General features: G+C 40.4%; 21 protein-coding genes and 1 riboswitch. Of the genes, 7 read left to right on the top strand and 14 right to left on the bottom strand.

The genetic code is table 11. From position 1 onward, the window contains the following. Positions 1-132 precede the first annotated feature (132 nt). The 4 genes from HNR41_RS07910 to HNR41_RS07895 form a co-directional block, all read right to left on the bottom strand. Positions 133-852, bottom strand: coding sequence for a LytR/AlgR family response regulator transcription factor (locus HNR41_RS07910; protein ID WP_184283446.1), 720 nt, complete (start codon positions 850-852; stop codon positions 133-135). A gap of 25 nt (positions 853-877) precedes the next feature. Next, positions 878-2,488 carry a LytS/YhcK type 5TM receptor domain-containing protein gene (locus tag HNR41_RS07905; RefSeq protein ID WP_184283444.1) on the bottom strand — a complete coding sequence of 537 codons (1,611 nt, stop codon included), beginning with the start codon at positions 2,486-2,488 and terminating at the stop codon, positions 878-880. Between the two features lie 111 nt (positions 2,489-2,599). Continuing rightward, a complete protein-coding gene (locus HNR41_RS07900) occupies positions 2,600-4,213 on the bottom strand; it encodes a BCCT family transporter (protein WP_184283442.1) in 1,614 nt (537 codons plus the stop codon). A gap of 231 nt (positions 4,214-4,444) precedes the next feature. Further along, positions 4,445-6,097: a YhgE/Pip domain-containing protein gene (locus tag HNR41_RS07895; protein ID WP_184283440.1), complete on the bottom strand. Its 1,653-nt coding sequence runs from the start codon at positions 6,095-6,097 to the stop codon at positions 4,445-4,447. Between the two features lie 145 nt (positions 6,098-6,242). Between HNR41_RS07895 and HNR41_RS07890 the strand changes: the two genes are divergently transcribed. Continuing rightward, complete coding sequence (locus HNR41_RS07890) at positions 6,243-6,833, top strand: TetR/AcrR family transcriptional regulator (RefSeq protein ID WP_184283438.1); 591 nt, start codon at positions 6,243-6,245, stop codon at positions 6,831-6,833. Between the two features lie 119 nt (positions 6,834-6,952). Next, positions 6,953-7,375 carry a universal stress protein gene (locus HNR41_RS07885; protein ID WP_184283436.1) on the top strand — a complete coding sequence of 141 codons (423 nt, stop codon included), beginning with the start codon at positions 6,953-6,955 and terminating at the stop codon, positions 7,373-7,375. A gap of 40 nt (positions 7,376-7,415) precedes the next feature. Here HNR41_RS07885 and HNR41_RS07880 read toward each other — a convergent pair whose 3' ends face one another. Beyond that, complete coding sequence (locus tag HNR41_RS07880; protein ID WP_184283434.1) at positions 7,416-8,522, bottom strand: ABC transporter ATP-binding protein; 1,107 nt, start codon at positions 8,520-8,522, stop codon at positions 7,416-7,418. A 187-nt stretch (positions 8,523-8,709) separates the two neighbouring features. On the opposite strand from HNR41_RS07880, the gene HNR41_RS07875 reads away from it, so the two are divergent. Together HNR41_RS07875 and mqo are read left to right on the top strand one after the other, a co-directional pair. Next, entirely contained in the window at positions 8,710-9,132 is a 423-nt protein-coding gene (locus HNR41_RS07875) for a universal stress protein (protein WP_184283432.1), read from the top strand. Positions 9,133-9,164: 32 nt separating this feature from the next. After that, positions 9,165-10,646 (top strand): malate dehydrogenase (quinone), encoded by a 1,482-nt coding sequence (gene mqo, locus HNR41_RS07870; protein ID WP_184283431.1) that lies wholly within the window; start codon positions 9,165-9,167, stop codon positions 10,644-10,646. Between the two features lie 223 nt (positions 10,647-10,869). Here the strand turns inward: mqo and HNR41_RS07865 are convergent, their stop codons facing one another. Further along, entirely contained in the window at positions 10,870-12,054 is a 1,185-nt protein-coding gene (locus HNR41_RS07865; RefSeq protein ID WP_184283429.1) for an NAD(P)/FAD-dependent oxidoreductase, read from the bottom strand. 74 nt (positions 12,055-12,128) lie between these two features. Further along, the gene (locus HNR41_RS07860; protein ID WP_184283427.1) at positions 12,129-13,262 is read right to left on the bottom strand and encodes a trans-sulfuration enzyme family protein; all 1,134 of its coding nucleotides are present in this window, start codon (positions 13,260-13,262) and stop codon (positions 12,129-12,131) included. Positions 13,263-13,412: 150 nt separating this feature from the next. Here HNR41_RS07860 and HNR41_RS07855 point away from each other — a divergent pair, with 150 nt between their 5' ends. Beyond that, positions 13,413-13,703, top strand: coding sequence for a hypothetical protein (locus tag HNR41_RS07855; protein ID WP_184283425.1), 291 nt, complete (start codon positions 13,413-13,415; stop codon positions 13,701-13,703). 34 nt (positions 13,704-13,737) lie between these two features. On the opposite strand, the gene HNR41_RS07850 is transcribed toward HNR41_RS07855, so the two are convergent. The 5 genes from HNR41_RS07850 to HNR41_RS07830 all read right to left on the bottom strand — a co-directional run bounded on the left by HNR41_RS07850 (position 13,738) and on the right by HNR41_RS07830 (position 17,939). Beyond that, on the bottom strand, positions 13,738-14,556 hold the full coding sequence (locus HNR41_RS07850) for a MetQ/NlpA family ABC transporter substrate-binding protein (protein WP_184283423.1): 819 nt from the start codon (positions 14,554-14,556) through the stop codon (positions 13,738-13,740). A 19-nt stretch (positions 14,557-14,575) separates the two neighbouring features. Beyond that, complete coding sequence (locus tag HNR41_RS07845) at positions 14,576-15,226, bottom strand: methionine ABC transporter permease (protein ID WP_184283421.1); 651 nt, start codon at positions 15,224-15,226, stop codon at positions 14,576-14,578. Beyond that, entirely contained in the window at positions 15,216-16,247 is a 1,032-nt protein-coding gene (locus HNR41_RS07840; RefSeq protein WP_184283419.1) for a methionine ABC transporter ATP-binding protein, read from the bottom strand. The genes HNR41_RS07845 and HNR41_RS07840 overlap by 11 nt, the downstream gene beginning before the upstream one ends. A gap of 160 nt (positions 16,248-16,407) precedes the next feature. Beyond that, a riboswitch (SAM riboswitch) is annotated at positions 16,408-16,506 on the bottom strand. A gap of 79 nt (positions 16,507-16,585) precedes the next feature. Continuing rightward, positions 16,586-17,182: an NUDIX hydrolase gene (locus tag HNR41_RS07835; protein ID WP_184283417.1), complete on the bottom strand. Its 597-nt coding sequence runs from the start codon at positions 17,180-17,182 to the stop codon at positions 16,586-16,588. 22 nt (positions 17,183-17,204) lie between these two features. Beyond that, entirely contained in the window at positions 17,205-17,939 is a 735-nt protein-coding gene (locus HNR41_RS07830; protein WP_184283415.1) for a DUF554 domain-containing protein, read from the bottom strand. Positions 17,940-18,183: 244 nt separating this feature from the next. Here HNR41_RS07830 and HNR41_RS07825 point away from each other — a divergent pair, with 244 nt between their 5' ends. Further along, positions 18,184-19,767, top strand: a complete 1,584-nt coding sequence (locus HNR41_RS07825) for a MutS-related protein (protein ID WP_186100376.1) — start codon at positions 18,184-18,186, stop codon at positions 19,765-19,767. A gap of 127 nt (positions 19,768-19,894) precedes the next feature. Next, positions 19,895-20,815, top strand: coding sequence for a DMT family transporter (locus HNR41_RS07820; RefSeq protein WP_184283411.1), 921 nt, complete (start codon positions 19,895-19,897; stop codon positions 20,813-20,815). Between the two features lie 50 nt (positions 20,816-20,865). Here the strand turns inward: HNR41_RS07820 and HNR41_RS07815 are convergent, their stop codons facing one another. Further along, entirely contained in the window at positions 20,866-21,990 is a 1,125-nt protein-coding gene (locus HNR41_RS07815) for an NADH-dependent flavin oxidoreductase (RefSeq protein ID WP_184283409.1), read from the bottom strand. 99 nt (positions 21,991-22,089) lie between these two features. Further along, the gene (locus HNR41_RS07810) at positions 22,090-24,348 is read right to left on the bottom strand and encodes an ATP-binding cassette domain-containing protein (RefSeq protein WP_184283407.1); all 2,259 of its coding nucleotides are present in this window, start codon (positions 24,346-24,348) and stop codon (positions 22,090-22,092) included. Positions 24,349-24,851: the final 503 nt, after the last annotated feature.

Here is a 24,851-nt window from a genome sequence, read left to right as displayed (position 1 = left end):
CTTGCTCCCCCTAAGTTTGAATGCGTTTTCATCAGTTCAGTTTACAAAATGTACTAACAATTTTGGGAGGATTCAGCTATCGTGTCGAAATGCAGTGCTGAAAAGCAAAAAAACGGCCTTAAAAGACCGTTGTCATAATTCTATCTGTGTACGCAGTGCTTTGACGTAATTCCGGCTGACTGGTATTTGCACATCTGTACCGTTTAATGTGAGCTGGAAGGCGCCGTTGAACCACGGTGTCATCTCTGTAATCATTTCGGTGTTCACCAGATAGCTTTTGTGAACGCGGAAAAATGAATGATGCAGAAGTCTCGACTCCAGTTCTTTTAAAGGCATTCTGCTTTTAAAAGTCCCTTTGGAGGATACGACTGTCGTCGTTTTATTTTCTCTTGAGGCAAACAGTACATCTGCGGGATTCAAGTAAGTGACAGCTTCATCGACACCAACAGCAAGTTTCCCCTTTGCCGGTCCGCGTTTGGATTCTAGAAGCCCGGCCGCATGTGCAACTGCTTCCGTCAGTTCTGTTTCATCAATCGGCTTCAGTAAATACCCCGCAGCCTGTACTTTAAAGGCTTCCACTGCATATTCGGAGTAAGCCGTTGTAAATATAATGAGCGGGGGATTCTTCATCTTTTTAAGAATCACAGCCAGCTCTGTACCTGTCATTTCCGGCATATCAATATCGAGCAGCAGGAGATCAGGCTCGTCGGCTATTATTTTTGATAATGCTTCCTGTCCTGTTGCTGCTTCTCCGGTAATTTGTATGGATGGATGCTCTTGCAGTAAAAATTTTACTTCCTCACGGCTGTACTTTTCATCATCTGCAACGAGTGTTTTAATCGTCTGATTCATTTATGAACGATTCCCTTCGAATATGTTAGAAAGTTTTAGGCATTTTAAAGTATACTGTCATGCCCGACTCCGGCTTTGATGTGAAGTGAAGACCTGAGTCGCTGCCGAAAGTCATTTTGAGTCTTTTGTTGATGTTATATAATGCGATTCCATTACCTTCTGTCCTGCTGCCGATACTTGTGGCCAATATTTTCAGTGTATTCTCGTCGACACCTGATCCGTTATCTTCTATGTACAAGGATACATTATCCAGACCGTCCTTTACGGTAATATGCAGCTGACACTGTTCGCTCTTACCTTTGAACCCGTGTTTTACTGCATTTTCAATAATAGGCTGCAGCGTTAACGCAGGCAGTTTACTTTGCAGACAGCTTTCTTCTATATAATAGGAAACTTTGATTCTGTCTTCAAACCGGATCTGTTCAATCGATAAATAAGACTTTATATGTTCAATTTCTTCTCCCAGCGTATGAACGGATACCGTTGTGGACTGCAGGTTGTGCCGGATAAATTTAGATAATGACCTCAGTGCCGTTCTCGCTTTTTCGGGATTGATACGAACGAGTGATATAACAGTATTTAAAGTATTGAAAAGAAAATGCGGATTAATCTGAGCCTGGAGTGCATTGATTTCAGCATCTTTTGCGAGGCTGTACAGTTTATCAGCTTCAGCGAGTTCTAGCTGACTGTTCAGCAGATTTGTAAGACCGGCTACTGTTTCTTTTTCAAGGGCCGTTGCCGGAGAGTGAAAATAAAAATTTACTGTTCCGATTACTTTGTCCCGGCTGTTTAACGACTTTGAGACTGCAGAGCCGCTGTTTTTACCGGTGAGTGCCAGTATACTGCTGCCCACTTTGATTTCAGCACCCATAAGATTAAGTTCTTTATACAGAATGGAACATACTTTGTCCGCGGAATTCGGAGTTAAACCGGACCTCAAATATCCAAGTGTCTGTTCTGCTATATGAAGAACTTTTTGAGCCAGCAGTGCGGCTGCTTTTTCTTTTTCTCTGGCAACACTTTTAATAATTAAGAGGAATAATGCACAACCGATTCCGTTGGCTAGAATCATCGGCAGAGCAATATGCTGAACAAGTGTCAGCGCCTCCGTCAGAGGACGAGCTAGCAGAACAATCAATCCCATCTGCATCATTTCCGCAGCAGCTCCAATTGCAAATACGTAAAGAGATTTGGATGTCACTTCCGGATTTCTTGAACGGAACCAGGCAGCGAAAATACCGGCTGCAATCGTCGCAATGCCGCATGCAAAACCTGTGAATCCGCCAAGCATCATACGGTGACCGCCGGCAATCAGCCCTGCGGCACCCCCGACTTTATATCCTCCGAATAAGCCAGCAAGCACCACTCCGATAACACGGAAGTTGGCAATTGCTTCTGTATTTAGAACCCCGGTCGCGAATCGCTGAAGCTGAAACGGTTCTGCTTGAAAAGTGATTCCTGAATAAGTCCCGATAATGCCGAAAGCACCAAAGAATAAAATTACAGTATATTCCTGTTTTCTTGTCGGTGCCGCCGGGGAAAGCATGTCTCTGAAAAACCGCAGACGGGTTGCGATAAAAGCGAGCATGACTATTAATCCAAGCCTTTCGAGCATGATCAGCATAAGTTCGAACATCCGTATCTCCACGTTTCTGTAATAGTATTAATTAAGTATATCAAAAGTAAAAATACTTTAATTAAAAAATCTCCCGTAAAATTTATATTTTACGGGAGTGATTTTATTTAACTACAGATCTCTTTCATCGACACCTGCATTTTTTTGTTCCTGATATTCACGTTCTTCTTTCTTAAGATACTCCTGCATGCGTTTTGAGTTTGGAGTGATCGTCAGACCGAGGTATTTTCGTTCTTCGTTTGCATCTTTATAAAATGAAATCATCATCATTATAATTACAAAACTGAACGGCAGTGCTGCGATAATCGCTGCGGACTGCAGTGCTTCCAGACCTGTTTCTCCACCTGAAAGAAGCAGTACATAAGCAATTGCAGATAAACTGATACCCCAGACGATTTTAATACTCGCCGATGGGCGGAGTGAACCGTGTGATGTCTGCATTCCCAGGACAAATGTTGCTGAGTCTGCGGATGTAATAAAGAATGAAGCAACCAGTATAATCGCTACGATAGAGAGCGGCACACTGAGCGGCATTTCGTTAAATATAGCGAACAGCTGCGTTTCAGGTCCGTGACCGATAATTTCAGAAACAGAACTGGCAACTTCAATACCGGTTACACCGAAGACAGTAAACCAGATAATACCGATAGTTGTTGGTACTGTAAGAAGCGCAAGTACGAATTCGCGTACTGTACGGCCTTTCGAAACACGTGCGATGAAAATACCGACGAACGGGCTCCAGCTCAGCCACCATGCCCAGTAATAAATTGTCCATGATTGCAGCCAGCTGTTTTTATCACCGTTTAACGGTGCTGCATCCAATGTTCTTGAGACAAATGTGTTGATATACTCACCTGCAGCTGTCGGCAGCATGTTTAATATAAGCATTGTCGGGCCTAGTATCAGTACTACCAGCAGTAATATTGTTGCAAGCATCATGTTAAGGTTACTTAAATATTTAATACCTTTGCTTAAACCGCTCCATGCACTGGCAAGGAAGAGGATTGTTACTGCTGCGATGATTAATCCCTGTGCTGTTAAGTTAATTGGTACGCCGAACAGATAGTTCAGACCGCCGTTGATTTGAGTGGTTCCGACACCAAGTGATACAGCGACACCAATGACTGTGGCAAAAACAGTCAGTACATCGATAAGTACACCGATGGGCCCGTCTACTTTATCTCCTAAAATCGGGCGTAAAGTTTTTGACAGAAGTCCTGACTCACCTTTTCTGAACTGAAAATATGCGAGCGCTAAAGCGACTGCACCATACATACCCCATGCGTGGGCACCCCAGTGGAAAATAGTTGCGCGAATCGCTTCGAGCATTGCTTCCTGTGACTCAGGTTCTGCAGTGGCAGGCATAAAGAAATGAGCGATAGGTTCAGATGTGCTGTAAAATACCATTCCGATTCCCATACCCGCACTGAATAGCATTGTCAGCCATGAGCGTGTACTGAATTCAGGCTCGTGATGCGGTTTTCCAAGTTTTAACTTCCCTATTGGACTGAAAATAAGGAATATACAAAAGAATAGCGTGGCTGAAGTAATAATCATGTAATACCAGCCGAAATAATTACTGACCCAGTTTGATATAGAACCCGCAACGGCTCCAAATTTTTCAGGGTTGATTGCTCCGGCAACGACGAGCAATCCTACTATTAACACCGAATATATAAATACTTTTGACAACTTTTTACTGTTTGGACGGGAAGAATCCTTCATTAACATGCTCCTTATAGTTCTGTAGAATATTACCTGAATACCCTAAATTTTGCTGACTTCTAAATAAATAACCTATTGATAATACCAAACTTACACTTGGAGTGCAATTTGAATATGAAAAACCGCATCGGTTGCGATGCGGTTTTTTAAAAAAGCGAAATCTTAATTTAAATTTTTCATCTATACTGTATGAAATATAATATCTTTTGAAGACTTATGTCCCAGCCTCTTCTAGTTTTCAAAATTAGCCATTTTATTTGCTTTTTCTTCGTATTTAGGGAATTTATCTTTCAGCTGTAATACTAATAATATGAGCAGGTATGCAACTACAGTTATTGCCAGCAGTATATATATTATTGTGTGGAATTCCATATTAAACGCCTGCCCGAATATCGCATCTTTAAATCCTGTAACGACGAATGCCATCGGCAGGAATTCATAAAGAGTCTGATAGAAGTTATTCGCAGTTTCAATCGGAAATGTTCCACCGCTTGATGATAATTGTACAATAAGCAGTACGATACCGAGGAACTTGCCGAAGTTTCCGAATATCATCACTAGTAATCCTATCATGGTAATGGATACGAGCGACCAGGTCAGCATTGCACAATAGAATTTCCAATGGCTGGCTATATCAATTTGCATAATCCATACAATCGCAATGTACAGCAAGGTAGTAATTATTACAGAATGTGATAAAAATAACAAGCCGCGGCTGATCCATTGGCTGAACACGTGTTTCTTATCTTCAAATATTTTATTCATTGGATAAACAACATTAAATGTAATGCTGCCGATAAATAAGCTGACCGCAATAATTAACGGTGCAAAACTCTGTGCATAGTTTTGTGTATTCACCATGGATTCAATTTCCAGATTAACAGGGCTTGCAATTGCTTCTGCCCCTTCATCACTGAATACAATATTCTGTTCTTCTATTTCCTCGAGCAATTCGTTAAATCTGGTATCTACTTCTGTCAGAGCTTCTGCCATTTCTTTGGAACCTGCTTTCAGCTCGCCGATGCCGTCGTTCATCTGCATAATACCGGCATTCAATTCAGAAGCGCCTCCTGCAAGCTGTGTGCTCGCTTCATTTAACTGACCTGCTCCGCTCTCAAGTTCTGACTGCGCGCCCTGGACAGGCTGGGCATAGTTTCCAAGCATTGGTGCCAGCTGAGCGATCTGGCCAGTAAACTGCTGTTCACCATTGTACAGTGTACCTGCGCCTTCGTTAACCTGTGCAGCACCGCTTTCGAGACTGCCGGCACCTTCACTTAACTGCGTTGAGCTGTCCTGCAGCTGTCCAAGTCCATCATCCAGCTCGACTGCACCATCTTTCAGCTCGGCGATGGCAGATTGTGCCTCATCACTCTGATCGGAAAGACTCCCGAGTTTGCTGATCAGCGTTTTGGTATAGGTTTCTGTAATTTCTTCTTGTACAGTTTCAACTAAAACCGAACCAACCTGTTCTGACATTATTGAGCCGATGAAATTATAACCGGGATTTGTTTTTAAAGTAAGGTTTACATTTTCCGGTGAATCGGTTAAGAATGTCATAGCATTATCAGATGCATCTGCAGGAATTTCCAGATAGCCGTATGACTCTCCGCTCTTAATTGCTTCTTCGGCTTCATCCAGATTAGAAAATTGCCAATCCAGCTGATCGTTATTACTTAGTTCTTCCTCAATTTCTTTCCCCAATTCAATATCTTCGTTGCCTGTATCTTCATTTACTATGTGGAACTGCATATCCCCTGTGCGGTCATAAGGGTTCCACATCGCTCCGAGAAATGTGACGGCATATATGACCGGTAATAATGAAATGACCAGCAGTGAAATCATCAATAATGGTTTTTTTAATATAAATTTAAAATCCTGAAACATTTAATCATCCTCTATAATTTTTCTTTCAAAGTTATCAAACACTGTGTACAATAACTTATTATATAAGCGAATCTATAATCCGCAATAGATGATGTAAGTCATTATGTAGGATAACCAACACTATCTTATGAAAGGTTGATTATTTTTGAAAAAAGATTTAAGAGTACAAAAAACTTTGCACGCCATAGATCAGGCGATTATTGTGTTACTGGAGAAAAAAACATTTGAGAATATTACTATTCAGGATATCAGCAGTGAAGCTATGATTAACCGGGGAACATTTTACACCTACTATAAAGATAAATACGAATTGATTGAAAGTTATCAGGAATCGATGATGAATGATATAGAGCAGCTGCTCTATAAAAATATTACAGGGAGCAGCTTTAAAGACGTTGAAGAAAATCGTCTTAAAGAAACGATTTTGCACCTGTTTCAATATCTCGAAGAGCATCGCAGCCGCGTACTTGTGATTGCAAACAGTCTGGGTTCAGCAGAGCTTGCGAAATATTTTTCACAGCATATGTTTGATTTTTATAAAGTAAAAAGCAGGGAGTTTGGAGTTGAACTCGATTCTGAAATATTTACGGATTATTTGATTACTTACGTTACAAATGCGCATATAGGTATATTGCTGAAGTGGCTGAAAGAGGGATGCACAGAGTCGATAGAAGAGATGACGATGTTTATTGAAACATTTACAATAAAAGGTGTATTCAAAGCTGCAGGAATCTGATAAGCTGATTTGAATACTTTTACAGAAGACAAAATGTGTGAATTTTTTACCAAAGGGAATATTAGTAAAGATACCATTAGCTTTATCTAAAGTATGAAAAAATAAAAGGATGTGTAAGTATGTACAAAAAGATATTACTGCCATACGATTTTGGGAATTCGTTCGATAACGTACCTGACCAGCTGGCTAAATTAACAGAAAACAGCGAAGGTGCTGTAATTACTATTTTTAATATCATTACTGATCAAGAGATGTCCAGCGATGTGAAGTTTAACGGAAAACGTTTCAATACGATAACTGAAGACAGGATTAAAGATCTCAAGCCGTTTACAGATGAGCTTGATAAACGTGGACTGGAATATGAAATCCGTTTTGAAGCAGGGCGTGTCATCACTGAACTTTTAACAGAAATTAATGATAATGATTATGAAGTGATAGTAATGAGTAACAAACGCTCGAAACGGGATATCAAACATGTTTTGGGTCATGTTACGCATAAAGTTGCTAAACGAGTAAATACTCCGGTAATGATTATTAAATAATTTATAATGCCTGCTTACTTTAAAAGTAAACAGGCATTTTTTATTTGTCTGTAATTCTTTTACCGGTATCACCATCGAAGAAATGGGCTTTGTTCATATCAAATGCAATAGACATCGTATCACCAGGTTTGTTTTGATTATGAGCATCCACTCGTGCAACAATTTCTTTTCCTTCAAATTCGGAGTAAATCATAAATTCCGAACCGAGCAATTCATTCGCTTGGACTTTTATATCAAATAGTGTTGCATCTTCAAGCTGTAAAATTTCTCTATACTCCAGAATGTTTTCAGGGCGAACTCCGAATTTAAGGTGTTTATTTTTATATCCGAGTTTGTTCAGCATATCCCGATCAACATCAGCTATGTTAATTGCTGTATTGCCAATAGTTAAGGTATCTCCATTAAACAGACATTCAAATATATTCATTGCAGGCGAGCCGATAAATTGGGCAACAAATAAATTGTCAGGTGTATTATATACTTCCTGAGGTGAACCGACCTGCATGATTTCACCGTTATTCATAATGACAATCCTCGTTGCCATTGTGAGAGCTTCAGTCTGATCGTGAGTCACATACACAGTTGTCGTTTTCAGACGCTGATGAAGTTTCATAATCTCAGCTCTCATCTGAACGCGCAATTTGGCATCGAGATTCGACAGTGGTTCATCCATTAAGAATACATTAGCTTCCCTGACGATTGCCCGCCCGAGAGCGACCCGCTGTCTCTGCCCGCCTGATAGTGCTTTAGGTTTTCTGTGAAGGTAATCGGTCAGTCCAAGTATTTCTGCGGCCTGTTCGACTTTCTTTTTAATTTCCTGTTTCGGCCGCTTTTTAATTTTCAATCCGAATGCAATGTTATCAAATACTGTCATATGGGGGTATAGCGCATAATTTTGAAAAACCATGGCGATATCCCGATTTTTCGGCGGAATATTATTCATCAGCTTCTCGTCGATATAAAATTCACCTTCCGTGATCTCTTCCAGCCCGGCCATCATACGGAGAGTGGTGGATTTACCGCAGCCGGACGGTCCGACAAAGACTATAAACTCGCCTTCCTCTATATCCAGGCTGAAATCTTTAACGACGACGGGACCCGAGCTGTCATATTGCTTCTTTATATTTTTTAAAAGTAATTGAGCCATAGTGTTTCTCCTTAATATTTCGCTGTAATTAAACATGCTCTGTATTTAATAATTACTGTTTAATTATAACAGGGTATTAAACGGGTATATAAATTTCAAATTCAAAAGAGTATTACATTGCAAAAGTAGCAGGTTAAGATTTAAAATTAAACTAATGATTACTGAAAAATGAAAGGAAGTATTCTGTATGTATAAAAATATTTTAGTGCCATTTGATTTTGGGAATTCATTTGAGAATGTACCTGAGCAGTTAGTGAAACTCACAGATAAAAATGGAGATTCGATGATTACGATTTTTAATGTAATAACGGAAAATGAAATGGCGGATAATGTGAAGTATCAGGGCAAGCATTTTGAGGACATAGCAAAAGAAAGAGTCGAAAATATGAAGTTCTTTACAGATCAGCTGGATGAGCATGGTCTTAATTACAAAATTTATTTTGAAACAGGCCGTGTAATTAATGAACTTAAAAAAGAAATTGAAAGTAATGAATATGAAGTTATCGTTATAAGCAACAAGCGATCTAAGCGCGATATCAAACATGTCCTTGGTCATGTGACACATAAAGTGGCAAAACGCGCGAACATCCCTGTAATGATTATAAAATAATTTTAGATTAAAAAACAGAAAGCTGGCTAAACATGGACAATAACTCTTCTAAAAACATCATATTAATCGGTGCAGGAATTATGAGTACAACACTCGGCTCCTTTTTGAAGAATTTAGAACCCGGATGGAATATTAAACTGTTTGAACGGCTGGACGTTTCAGGAAATGAAAGTTCGCATGAAACAAATAATGCAGGAACGGGACATGCTGCGTTATGTGAATTGAACTATACTGTAGAGCAGAAAGACGGTTCGATAGATATTGAGAAAGCAAAATCAATTAATGAGCAATTCGAAATTTCTAAACAGTTCTGGTCTTATTTAGTCAGAAACAATCATATAAAGAATCCGGAGGAGTTTATCCGTCCGCTTCCGCACATCAGTTTTGTTATGGGTACAGGCAATGTAGATTTCCTGAAGCGGCGTTATGAAGCGCTGGTGCCGCATCCTATGTTCCGCGACATGGAATATACAGAAGATAACAATAGGATTAAAGAATGGATTCCTTTAATGATGAACGGACGAATGTCAAACGAACCAGTTGCTGCAAGTAAAATCGATGATGGCACCGACGTTAACTTCGGTGAATTAACACGTAAATTGGCAAGAAATATTGAAGGTCATAATAATGCTTCCGTTTATTACCGTCATGAAGTGTTAGATTTCAGACAGCTTGAAAATAATAAATGGGAAGTTAAAATCCTCAATGTTGAAGATGATAAAATAGAGTATCATACTGCAGATTACATTTTCATTGGTGCCGGCGGACATGCAATTCCGCTGCTGCAGAAAACGAAAATACCAGAAAGCAAACATCTTGGGGGCTTCCCGATCAGCGGTGCATTCCTGGTATGCAACAATCCTGAAGTCGTCGGGCGTCATAACGCGAAAGTATACGGTAAAGAACCATACGGCACACCGCCGATGACAGTACCGCATCTGGACAGACGTTATATTCAGGGACAGGAAAGCTTACTGTTTGGACCATTTGCTGCGATAGGGCCGAAGTTCTTAAAATACGGTTCGAATATGGATCTGGTTAAATCAATTAAGCCGGATAATCTGTTGACGCTTGTATCAGCCGGAATTAAAAATATGCCGCTGGTGAAATATTCCATCCAGCAGGTCATGATGCGTAAAGAAGATAGAATGGCAGAGCTCAGAAAATTTGTACCCGATGCAAAAGACGAAGACTGGGATATTCATATCGCAGGCAAACGCGTGCAGGTCATTAAAGATACTGAAGAACACGGTAAAGGATTCATCCAGTTTGGAACAGAAGTTGTCAGTTCAGAAGATAACTCTGTCATCGCCCTGCTGGGAGAGTCACCAGGTGCATCAGTATCAGTGTCAGTTGCACTCGAAGTGTTTAAACAAAGTTTCCCGGAATACAGAGAAACATGGGATGCAAAACTGAAAGAAATGATTCCATCTTACGGACAGTCATTAATCGAAGACAGTGAATTACTGTATAAGGTTAGAGAAATGACCGCGAAAGAACTGGAACTTAAATAAAGGAATAGCCCGGGCTGATGAAGTCCCGGCTTTTTTGTGCTGATTTTAGGTTTAGTGTGCTATATGCACCGTTAGTTCATCAGAATATGAGTCTTGCGTTTAATACTGCACAGCTTGATGGTGTTGAACTCGATGCAGCAGGATATATCAGACTTGAAAACCTTACTTTTAAATAAAAATAACGACGTTACCGGATTAACCGATAACGTCGTTTTTATTATTTCTAAGCTTTCCCATTCAACATGGCATACCAGTACATAATCGGCAGCATATTCTTTTTAAACTGATAAAAGATTTTCTTATCATCTGCCTGATTCAGGAATGTTGTTTCTGTCGGCACTCTGTCATAGCCGAATTCTACAAGTATGAGCTCACCGTATTCAGTAGCAATCGGACAAGCTGTTCTGCCGTCATATTTATGCGATGGTTCCTGATCATTCATACGTTCTATCAGGTTATCGACCAGCACCGGAAGCTGTTTTCTGACGGCCCCGCCCATTTTCACCGTCGGCAGACTTGACGAGTCACCAAGTGAGAATACGGTTGTATATTTATTGTGCATCATCGTGTGTTTATCAACATCAACCCAGCCATCCTCATTCAGCAGTCCTGAGTTTTTCAAAACAGATGGTCCGTGCATCGGGGGTGTTATAACAATCATCTCAAATGGGGCAGTATGTGTCTCACCGGTTTGGGTGTTTTTAAACACTGCCAGTTTTTCATCGCCTTTAACTTCAATCAGTTCCTCATTCAGTTTATAGTCGATATGTTTCTCTTCCATCTGGCTGATAAGGCTGTCGTTGTATTTCTTCACTTCAAATATTTCGTTCCGTCCGCTTCTAAACGCTATATCGACGTTACGGTCATGCTGTTTTACAAAGTCATCCATTGTAAACAGCGAGTTTTCAGCTGATACACCGCCTTTGATTTTTGACCGGGGCTTGGTAACGATAATATTTCCTGTTTTTGTGTTTTTCAGAGATTCATATGTGTACTCAACGTAGTCATATAGATAGTTTGTGCAGACACTGTTGGTGCCGATAAACTCCTTCGCGCCTTTAATAGCATCGTAGTTGAGTTCAATGCCAAGTGCGACGATTAAATAGTCATAGCTGATTACAGTGCCGTCTGCAGTTACTTCCCGTTTAATGGGATCGACATTTTCAACAGCTGCCTGCATCCAGCGTGCACCTTTTGGAATAACTTTCTCTGTCGGTTTCCTTGTGGCTTCGAGTTTCTCTTCACCGCTGCCGACTAACGGCCACGCAGGCTGGAAATAGTGGTAATCGCCGGGCTCTATAATTAAAACGTCATCTTTTAAATCTTTCTTTTTCGAGAGTATCCGGCTGGCAGTTGAGATACCGCCGGCACCTCCGCCGAGAACTATTAATCTATAGTGCTTTCTCATAAGAACACCTCCGTGTTACAGGCAATATTCCCGTTTACACAGAGGTTACTCATAATATAATTTATTCTTATTGTTTATATTCCGGATAACGCCTGTGCCAGATCTTCCTGCAGATCCTGAACGTTTTCGAGACCGACAGATAAGCGAAGCAGTGTATCCGGCGCTTTAGTTAATTCTTTTTCCACTGAAGCGCGATGCTCGATATAGCTGTGGGTGCCGCCTAGACTCGTTGCTTGTGTAAAGATTTTAACCGTATTGGCTACTTTTAGTGCAGCTTCAGCCTTTCCTTTAACTTTAAACGACATTAGTCCGCCAAAATCACTCATTTGTGATGCTGCAATATCGTGTCCGGGGTGCTTAAGGAGACCTGGATAGTATACGGCTTCTACTTTATCATGTTGATTTAAAAAGTCAGCGATAATTTTAGCGCCGGAGCAGTGGACTGACATTCTTGCCGATAAAGTCTGAACACCGCGGAGGGCCAGCCAGCAGTCGAACGATGACGGCACGGCACCTTTCGCATGCTGCCATGTTCTTAAGTTTTGAAGCATTGGACTGTCTTCTTTCGCAACTACCGCACCGAGCAGCAAATCGCTGTGACCCCCGATATATTTAGTGACCGAATGCAGTGAAAAATCAGCGCCGAGCGACAGCGGGTTTTGCAGCACAGGTGTAGCTGTTGTATTATCGACAACAGTTACTGCACCTGCCTCTTTTGCAATACTAACAACCGCAGCAATATCGATGATTTTAATCTGAGGATTTGACGGTGTTTCAATCCAGATTAAGCCAGTCGGTTCACTTTTAACTGCTGCTTTTAAATCCTCTATATTACTCATATCTGCAGTGACGATATCAAACCTTCTGCCGATATCCGTTTCATTAAGTAAAGTCAATACACCGAAATACATATCATCCGGTAAAATAATACGCTGAGGCATATCCTGCGGCAGTGATTCAATCACTGCTGAAATAGCGGCCATGCCAGATGCAAAAGTCACAGAATCATAGCCTTCTTCAAGTGCTGTTAGACATTCCTCCAAAGAACGTCGGTTTGGATTATCTCCGCGGCTGTACATAAAGCCGTCGGTATAAGAACCGTCAGCGGATCTTTCGTAAGTAGTGGACAAGTGAAGCGGTGTTGTGACCGCACCAGTCACCGGATCGACCTGTCTGCCGGCATGAATTGCTTTTGTTTCAAAACGCATATTTATCCCTCTTTTTTAAGTTTATATAAGTCAGTATACAGCTCACGCTCTGAATTATCTATAAATTCAGATAAATGGACTATGGTATAGAGACGATTGTTTCCACCTGGAAAAGGGTATTTGATTAAAAACACCGGAAGGAGTTTTTTGATGGAAATTAAAAATATCGAACCGGCAGCGATTGCAGATTTTGAAAAGCAGCTGCAGCTTGAAAATGTTAAATATTTAACGCTGTGTACAGAAGAAGGAATTATCGCCTATCTTGCAGGCACAGACAGCGCGCTGGATAATGAAATTGAAGTGCATTATAGTTTTACGGAAAACTTCAATCAACCTGTAGCAAAACAGATGTATGCATCGTTTATGAAACAGAATATCAGTGAAGATATTACGTTTAATCCGCAAAGCGATGCGGAAGAAAAATTTATAGAATCACTGTAAAATCAAAAGCTCCCATGCAGGGAGCTTCTCTTATTTACCAGCCGATTTCGCTCAGTTCAAGTACTGTCGGAATTAACGCACCGTCGTACTCTTTTTCGATAAACTCAGCAGTATCTGCTTCCTGATACAGCTCGGCAATTCTGTTGTATGTTTCATTGTCTCTATCTTCAGATTTAGATGCGATGATGTTCACATAATCAGTCGCTGTATCATCTTCGCGGTAAATAGAATCATGGATTGGGTGAAGTCCTGCGTCTTTTGCGATACCGTTGTTAATAATTCCGAGATCCACATCTCCTAAAGCGCGCGGGATTTGCGCCGGTGCAACTTCTTCAAATTTATAGTCATTTGGGTTTTCAACGACTGAATTTTCGATTGAGCCGAGACCATCATAATCTTCAACCAGTGTAATCAGACCGGCATCTTCAAGAAGCATTAATGCACGGCCCTGGTTGGACACGTCATTAGGCAGTGCAATTGTGCCGCCATCCGGAATGTCTTTTACATCTGTTAATGAATCAGAGTAAATACCCATGGGTGCAAGGTTCGTAGTAGCAATCGGCACTAAATCAAGATTTCTTTCTTCGATAAATTCATCAAAATATGCGACAGTCTGGAATGAGTTCAAATCAATTTCACCGTCAGCAAGTGCAGTATTAGGCTGTACATAATCGTTGAATGATACAATTTCAATTTCAATATCTTCTTCTGAAGCCTTCTCTGCAACGTAATCCCAGACAGCTGTGTCAGTGCCGCTGATACCGATTTTGACTTCTTCTTTTTCGCTGTCACCGCATGCTGACAGGATGATACCCATTAAAAGTAAACTGGTAAATAATACAACTTTTTTCATAATATATTTCCTCCTGTTATTATCTTCTTCTTACAACTCTTGCGAATTTGTTGCCTGCAGACTGCAGACCCTGAACCATAATAATTAATATAACGACTGTAATCAGCATTGTGACTGTATCGAACCTTTGATAACCGTAAGTAATCGCTAAATCACCGATACCGCCCCCACCGACTGTGCCGGCCATTGCAGATGCACCGACGAGACCGATAATAGAAATAGTAAAGTTCACAATGAGCGATCCAAGAGCTTCAGGCAGAACGAATTTAATAATTGTCTGCATCGGCGTTGCACCCATTGCATCCGCAGCTTCGAGCACGCCCTCGTCGACTTCAAGCAATGAACTTTCAACGAGTCTTGAAATGTAAGGACCTGCAAAAAATACCATCGGTACAATTGCAGCTTCAGTTCCGATTGATGTTCCGACGATAAACTTCGTTACCGGAATGATTGCCACGAGCAGGATAATGAACGGCAGTGAACGGAACACGTTAATGATGCCGTTTAATATTGTAAATACGATTTTATTCTCTAAAATCTGGCCTGCCCTTGTGACATACAGTAAAATACCGAGCGGCAGTCCGAGTATGACTGAAAAGATAAATGAAATACTGACCATCTGCACAGTTTCTAAAAATGCTTCGAGTATTGTACCCCAGCTAACGAGCATATGTATTCACCTCACTGTATTGAACATTGTTTTCTTCTAAATAAAGCAGAGCTTTTGTGAGTTCATCCTTCGAACCGTCGAACTGAACGATTAAATTACCGAAAGGGACACCCTGCAGTTCCGTAATATTACCGAACAGCACATTGACATCAAGATCATACAACTTACTGATTTGTGACAGATACGGTTTTACAGCAAGCTTGCTGATAAAGTTAATTCTGTAAATAAACTGACTGTTGTCGCTGTCTTGAATCAGTTCTTCAACGTAATTCGGCAGCTCCGTCTGCATGACCGTATTGACGAATCTTCTGCCGGTTTCAGTATGCGGATTCGTGAACACATCGAACACCGAACCGCGTTCAATTATTTTCCCGTTTTCCATGACTGCGACTTTATGGCAGACATCCCGGATAACCGACATTTCATGCGTAATCAGCAAAATCGTAATATTGTACTCTTTATTAATCTTTCTCAGCAGTTCCAGAATGGAATCGGTTGTCTGAGGATCAAGAGCCGACGTTGCTTCATCACATAAAAGAATAGAAGGATTGGTCGCGAGTGCCCGGGCAATACCCACACGCTGTTTCTGGCCGCCTGACAGCTGATCAGGATATTGCGATGCTTTATCCGACAGACCGACGAACTCCAGCAGTTCCGTAACACGCTTCTTAATTTCATCCTTTGGAGTTTTGTTTAAAATCAGCGGCATCGCTACGTTCGTATAGATAGTCTTTGAATTTAATAAATTAAAATGCTGGAAAATCATACCGATTCGCTTTTTCGTTACTCTCAGTTCTGCAGGTTCCAGTGTTGTTAAATCTTTGCCGTCGACAATGACCTGGCCGGCTGAGACACGTTCCAGCTGATTCACACAGCGAATCAAAGTACTCTTGCCTGCACCGCTGTAACCGACGACACCGTATATTTCTCCGGTATCAACCTTAAAATTAATATTATCGAGGGCATGAATCGGTGCATCGTTGCCGTGATATGTTTTGTCTACATCGATAAACTCAATCATTGAAAACGCTCCTTAAACATAGTTAAATAGTATGAATTAAAAAATGTAATAAAAATACACCAGTATATGACCGGTGTTTTTAAAAACCAGATATACATTCTTTGTAAAAAGAAAATAACCTCTCCTTAAAATATAAGAAGAGGGCAATGTATATTCGCTCTTCTCATCTTTTAGCATGCTGCTACAGGATTTGGCACAGTACATAATGTCTGTTGCCGAGATTTCATAGGGCCAGTCCCTCCATCTCTCTTGATAAGAAAGTAAGTTATTTGATTATTTAATTTATACTAACTATATGGCAGAGTTAAATTAATGTCAACACGATTCTGAAATTAATTTCAAAAATATTGCAAAGCGAACTGTTTAATACTCTTTATAACAGTGTCAATATAACGGTTCTCATGCGGTACAAAACTGTTTCTGTTAATCGATTTACTATCAATATTAATCGAGTATGTCTTTTCAGACCACAGTTTTTCAAACGCAGACAGTTCAATTTTCACAATGTCCGCTACCTCATCATCCATAAATACATAATCAGGTTCGGTATTTTCAGGAATCTTATATATAAATACATGACACAGTTCCCTGTCGTTAAAATCATCAATGACAATTTCATCCGGTACTGTGCCTGTATAAATTAAATCATTAAGTGTCAGACTGATGCCAAGTTCTTCTTTAATTTCCCGGACACCGTCTTTAACGTCTTCATCGGAATTTAAGTGACCGGCCGCTGTGATATCCAGCATACTTGCAAAGTCTTTCTTATACGGACTTCTCAGCTGGAAGTGGATGAAGACTCTGTCTTCTTCGTTACTGATGAACCAGCAGTGAAACGTTTCATGCCACAGGCCTTTTTTATGAGCATCGGCACGTGAAGCTGTGCCCGTGAACTTACCTTTAGAATCGAATATATTGAGCTGTTCATCTTCCATAACATTCTCATCTCCTCAGCAGCTAGAACATTTGTACAAAGAATAAACTGATAGTTTCCCAGTAATATTGAATGACTACAAACAGCACTGCAAATAATATTGCAGGCAGCATATTGGCTACCCTTATGTTCATCAGGCCGATCAGTCTGATTCCAATTGCAATAATCATAATGCCGCCTGTCCCTGTTATAGCGATAATAATATCATCCATCAGATCAGGCTGTATAAAACGGTTGATTTGAGATGCTGATAATGCAATCGCTCCCTGGAACAGAAATACGGAGATTGCTGAGAACATAATCCCGATTCCCATCGTCGAAGTCAGGAAAATAGCGAGAACACCGTCGATTAATGCTTTTGTTAATAAAACAGTGTGATCATTTCTAAGTCCGCTGTCGAGGGCACCGATGATGCTTACAGCACCTACTACATATACTAGAGTTGCAGTAACAAAAGCAGCGGCTGCGCCGCCTTCGCTTGCTCCTGTTTTTGTTTCGAGCCAGATGCCGAAATGATTCATTTTATCTTCTATATCCCACTTTTCACCAAGCATTGAACCAAGTGCGAGACTGGCTACGACTACGATAAGTATATTGTTCGCTTCGAGCGCCATATCAATCCCGATCACAAGTACTGTAATGGACAGTGCCTGAAGGATAGTAGATTTCATATTCTCATTAATATTTCTCCAAAAAAGACCGATGATGCTGCCTAAAATAATAGCGAGTGCATCTACGATTGTTCCAAACAGCGCCATGGCCAATTCCCCCGAATCCATAAATATCTAACCTAATATATCATAACGGCTACGGGGGTTATATATTAAATGAACTATCCGGAATAGTTGGACAGTTTATAAATATAGTATTTATTTTATAACTTTACATATACGGTTTATAATGTAGTATATTTTCATATTAATGATAAAATTATTATTAAATAATTGCACATCAAAAAGAAGGGTGATCAGCATTCAGACACTGTACCTATTTATCATTGTTATGTTTTTAATTATGATTGTTTCACTGATTATAAAAATCTATGAACACTTTAAACTGAAAAAAGATATAGAAACTTTATGGAGCAGCCGAGAAAGGCTTGAAACCAAGCCGGAATATTATATTCACTATCATAATTACTTCGTTAATATTATAGAAAATGAGCATACAGAAGACCGTAATATTGTCGATGATGAAACATGGAATGACCTTGATATCGGCAGACTGCTTGAGAAAATGAATTATACATTTACGACGATTGGCACGGAGAATCTGTATGCTGCGCTGCGCAATGCACAGGAACACAATAATATAGATGAAGAACTGCTCCTTAAGATTAAAAGGGATGAGGAATTTCGGAAAGATGTTTCTTACCGTCTGGCTAAACTTGGCAGATCAGGCAACTCAAATACGAGTAAATTCATGTATGAATTTATGCCTGTTAAAAAATATAACCCGCTGTTTATATTGTTATCTTTTATGCCGATTATCGGAGTATTACTCTTTTTCATAAATCCTTATATTTCACTGCTGCTGATTTTAGGAGGATTCGGGTTAAACGCATACTTCTCGCATAAACATAAAGGTTCGACAGGTCTTGATTACGGTGATATTTTTTACGCGATTAACATTATCGTTACTGCGGGTAATTTGAATTCCAGATTTAATAGTAAAGGTTTAAAAAGGCTGTCTTTTATCAGTCCGCTGTTTGTGAATGATGATAGTGCAGGTGAAATGAATATGGCTGTGCAAATTTTCGCAGCATTTAAACTCATGTTTTTAATTGATTACCATCTGTATCATGCTGCTCACGGAACGCTGAACAAAAACTATGACTTATATAAAGCAGGCTGGCGTTATACCGCTGACCTCGATATGCATTACAGTCTTGCAATGTGGAGAGAAATGCTGCCGTATTACACAGTCCCTTCTGCAGAAAATACACCTTTAAAAACAGAAGGACTGTACCACCCGCTCGTTTCAGATGCGGTGGATAATGAGCTTAATTTTACGAATGATATTTTACTGACAGGGTCTAATGCTGCAGGTAAGTCTACATTTATGAAAGCACTTGGTGTAAACGTTATAACGAGTAACGGACTGAATACTTCAACCAGTACAGTGTTTAATTACACTCCCGGTAAAGTGATATCGTCGATGGAAATTACCGACAGTGTTATTGAAGGAGACAGTTACTTTATCAGTGAAGTAAAATCATTAAAACGTATTGTGGATGAAATTGAAGAATTTGACGGGACGGTTTACTGTATTATCGATGAAATATTCAAAGGGACAAATACGATAGAAAGACTTGCTGCAGGAGAATCGTTTTTACGCTATCTGCATGAACAGGAAAACGTTAATTTAATTGCAGCAACACATGATATGGAACTGACAGATCTGCTGGATGGTGAACTGGATTTCTATCACTTCAGTGAAACGCTGATTGAAGATGATATCGAATTTGACTACAAAATTAAAGATGGAATTGCGACGAGTTCGAACGCAATTGAACTGTTGAGACTGTATGGATTTCCTGAAGCAGTTTATAAAAAAGCAAGAATAAAAGTCGATGAAAACCCATAGATTAAACGTGTAATGTATAGCGTTATAAAATAACGCTGCGCATTACGATGATTAAAGTTAAGCAGTACGGGCTCTTTATGGCATACTTAATCTGAATAAATATAAAACAAGTCCCGGAGGGATGCAGGTGAATCAGAAAAGACAGATACTAATCTATTCATTGGTCTTTACGATTATGGTTTTATGGGGAATAAATATAGTTATTCTTAAAGTGCTGGTGACGGAACTGCCTCCGGCAACGATGACTGCTTTTCGGGTAATGCTTGCAGGAATTACAACGATGACCATTTTGATACTCTCGCGTTCGATACGGAAAATGACCGGATACGAATGGAAGTATATGCTGCTCGGGATGGTCTTCGGAGTGATACTGCACCATGCACTGCTTGCAATATCGCTGACGATGATCGAAGCTTCAAATGCAGCATTAATTCTTGCGCTGGTACCTTTAACAACTGCGGTAATGGCAGTTATATTTCTCGGTGAAAAACTGACTCCGGCAAGAATACTCGGTATACTGATTGCCCTGGCTGGCGTATTTTTTATCCAGGGAGAGTCCTTTAAAAACTTTAACTTCTCACTGGGTGAAATACTGATATTTATATCGATGTTTACACAGGCACTGAGTTTTATATTTATAAAAAAAGTAACGATGACACTGAGCCCGACTCAAACGACAGCAATGATGTTTTTAACAGGTTCAATCGGCCTGGTTATTGTGAGCTTTATCGTCGAACCCGGGGGTATCAGCAAGATGTTCTCAGCAGAACCGTATGTATATCTGCTGTTTGTGCTGTCAGGTATTATCGTCACCGGCTTCGGCTATATTGTGTACAATTCAGCTATTAAAGAAATAGGCGCTGGACAAACGGTTATCTTTAATAACTTCGTGCCATTCTTCGGTGTGATTTTCTCGATGATATTTTTAAATGAAACAATCAGCAGTTCGCAAATCGCAGGATTTGTACTGGTTGTTATCGGTGTCCTGTTTGGAACAGGATATATTGAATTGATGTGGAGAAAGCGCAATAGGAAAAACGATTTTTGATTATAAAAACAACCTGGAAAGTTATGTCCGGGTTGTTTTTTGTTCTGATATTATTTTTTCGGCATTGGGTAAACGCCGTTATCCAGCTGTTTCCATAACAGTTCAGGGAGATTATATTTATCTTCTCTGTCACGGTCAAAGTATTCGAAAATCTCATCTTCTCTGCCTTCTTCGATTTTGCTGATAAAGTTATAATCCAGAAGCATCACTCTGCCGAGAGCGATCATTTCCATATTGCCTTCTTCAATGGCGCGCAGAGCCTGATCTGCTGTAAATACTGAACCGACTCCTACCAGCGGTATGTGTCCGCCAATCCATTTATGAATCAGTTCGACACGTTCTGTATCTGCATATTTACCTTCGCGTGTTTTCGAGTGCACTTCGCTTAATGATACGTGCAGGTAATCGAGCGGTTTTTCAATCAGTTTGCCGATTAATTCCTCAGTGATTTCCATAGTGATTCCCGGAGACTCTTTTTCTTCCGGTGAGAAACGGTAGCCGATAATGAAATCATCATTGGCATGCTGTTCTTTCGCCTTCGTTACTGCATCGATCACTTCCATCGCAAACTTGTAAGGGTCCTTGCCCCATTCGTCAGTACGTTTGTTGAAATGCGGTGATACGAACTGGTGAATCAGATAGCGGTTGGCACCATGTATTTCTACACCGTCAAAGCCTGCTTCTGCAGCGCGGCGTGTTGCTTTCCCGAATGCTTTAATCGTTTCGTGAACTTCTTCTTCTGTAATTTCACGAACATCGTGGGGTTCTGTTTCATCAAAGCTCTGTATAGTAATTGGACTTGGTCCTGCAGAATCAGACCCCGGTGTTAATCTCGGAATTGCCTGAGCACCGCCGTGGTGAATTTGGAGTATTGCTTTTGCTCCGTTTTCTTTCATTACATCAGCAAGACGCGTTAATCCTTCGATATCCGTGTCACGGACAACCGACGGCTGACCCGGAAATGCCTTACCGAGATCCGTTACATTCGATGCAGCGGAAATAGATAATCCGACATCTTTGGAACGGAGACGCATATATTCAAGTTCAGCCTCGGATATTGTGCCGTCATCATGTGATGAAATGTGTGTCATCGGTCCAAGCGCAAATTTATTTTTTAATTCGACTCCATTTTTAAGTGTGACTTTTTCAAACAAAGTCTCATATTTCTTATTCATATAAGTAAAATCCTCCAATAGACTAAAGTGAAATAACATTACAATATTAAATAATAACCAAATTAATCTGTCCATCCTAAAGTTCTGCTCAAGAGCGGATTATTGTTTTGTATATCGTTTCAGATGCTCGGCCGTGACTGAATTTTCCACATCCAGAAGTCCTTCAGGCTCACCGCTGTATAAAATGTTACCGCCTCTCATGCCGGGGCCGGGGCCAACATCGATAATCCAGTCTGCATGACTCATCATCGTCAGATTGTGTTCAATCAGAATGACGGTATTATTCTGTTCAATTAATTGTTCAAAACACGACAGCAGCACAGGAATATCATCTTCATGAAGTCCTGTTGTCGGTTCATCGAAAATAAATACTTTATCTTGTGCATTACTGTCTAAATAACGGCTTAATTTCAGACGCTGAAATTCCCCGCCGGACAGCGTATCCAGAGATTGGCCAAGTGTCATATAATGAAGCCCTGTGGCTTCCAGATTTCTAAGACGCGATACAACTTTCTCGTTATTTTTAAATAACGCCACGCCCTCTTCTACAGTCAGCGCCAGCACATCCGCTATAGAATAGCCGTTTACAGTCGCTTCAAGTACTTCCTGTTTATAACGCGTGCCGTTACACACTTCACACACCTGTGAAAAGTCTGCCATAAAGGCAAGTTCTGTTTTAATTACACCCTTACCGTTACATTCAGGACAGGCACCTTCAGAGTTATAGCTGAACATCCCTTTTCTTAAACCCGTCTGCTTACTAAAGAATGTCCGGACTTCATCAAATAAATCCATATAAGTCAGCAGATTGGAACGGTTTGTCGCCTGCACTGCTTTCTGATCTATAAATATCGCATCTTCCGATTTACCGAGTCCCGTTTTAATCAGCGTACTTTTACCTGAACCGGCGACTCCGGTCACGACTGACATCAGTCCTTTTGGAATATCAACAGACACATCTTTTAAGTTATTTTTCGTAATGTTTTTCAGCTGTATAAATGATTCAGGCTGACGCGGATTTGCTTTCAGTCTGTGCTTCCGGTTAAGTGCAATACTGGTTGGTGTGTCCGTCTCCATCAGCTCTTCATAAGTCCCGTTAAAGATAATCTCTCCGCCGTGCTGCCCGGCACCTGGACCGATATCGATAATATAATCGGCGATATGAATGACATCAGGATCGTGCTCGACAATGAGTACGGTATTGCCTTTATCACGGATGGAACGCATGATTTCATTAATTTTCTCTATATCTTCCGGATGGAGTCCGACACTGGGCTCATCAATAATATAAACCAGATCGGTTAAAGGACTGTTCAGATGGCGGATAAGCTTAATGCGCTGCGATTCTCCGCCTGACAATGTCAGCGTTTCACGATTGAGTGTTAAATAATTTAAGCCGATATAAGCGAGAGCTTCCATCTGTTCAAGCAGCGGTTTAACGATAAACTTAGCTTTCTCATCATTTAACGCTTTAAGAAACTTAATCGCATCATCAATTGATAATGCTGTGAAGTCAGCAATACTTGCGCCGTTAATTTTACAGCTGAGAACTTTATCGTTCAGTCGTTTACCTTCACAGTCCGGGCATTTCTGACTGGTAACAACACGTTTCACATCTGTTAAGAAACGTTTTTTTTCAAAGTTATCATTAAGCAGGAATGAACGCCGGAAGCGGTGAATCAGCCCTTCAAACTTCGCAGTGCGCGGCCAGTTATCCGGCGGATTTTTAATCTTTCTCGGTTTTGTATAAAGAAATGTATCCATTTCTTCCTTTGTATAATCTTTCAGTTTTTTATCGTTATCGAACAGCCCGCTGTATAAGTAACGCTTGCCTCTCCAGCTGTCCGGTCTGAATGACGGGAATTTAATCGCATCTTCGTTTAAAGACTTATCAAAATCCAGCAGTTCATTTAAATCGATATCTTCGACATAACCCAGACCCTGACAGCGTTCGCACATGCCGCTCGGGTTATTAAATGAAAAAACATTGGAATAACCGACAAAAGGTGCGCCGACGCGCGACCATAATAAGCGAACGGATGAATATATATCGGAAATTGTGCCAACTGTTGAACGTGAATTGCCGCCGAGTTTTTTCTGGTTAATAACCATTGAGACCGGCAGATTCTCTATTCTGTCGACATCAGGTTTTTCATATTGCGTCAGCTGATGCTGGATGTAACTAGAGTAAGTCTCATTCAAGAGACGTTCGGACTCCGCAGCCAGGACGTTGAACACAAGTGAAGACTTTCCTGAACCCGAACGACCGGTAAAGACAGTCAGCTGATGTTTTGGAATATCGACACTCACATTTTTTAAGTTATTTTGATTCGCACCATGCACGCGTATATATGACATGAAATCCACCTCTGTATATAAATTTATCTGTAAGTAAGCATATTTAAACCATACCCTGTTATAGAGGTATGAAATCAGAACGACAGGTCTGAAGTAAAATTAATGTTTTCAGGAGGTAAGTTCGGGGAATGTAATTTTTAAGACAATAACAGGGGGCAAATAAAATGAGAAATATTATTTATATTATTGGGTTGATTGTAGTTATTTTAGCTGTATTATCATTCCTTGGATTAAGATAAACTAATTTAAACTGCCGCGTATAACTCTCAGTATCTAACTGAAAGTTACACGCGGCTTTATTTATATATTATTTTATCAATCCTGTTCATACTCTGTTCATATTGCGATTATAGAATATAAGGTAAATAGTCACTGAAAGGAAGTTATTATGAATAATCCAGTTAAACTTTTACTCGTATTCTCAGGAGTTTTTGGGCTGATTGGTTCTGTAATGGGCGCACATATGGCAGGTTCAGGATCATATGCACTAAGACCGATTCACG

It is taken from the genome of Jeotgalicoccus coquinae, assembly GCF_014207425.1.
Classification (GTDB): Bacteria; Bacillota; Bacilli; order Staphylococcales; family Salinicoccaceae; genus Jeotgalicoccus; species Jeotgalicoccus coquinae.
This window is presented reverse-complemented; position numbering and strand designations above follow the sequence as displayed.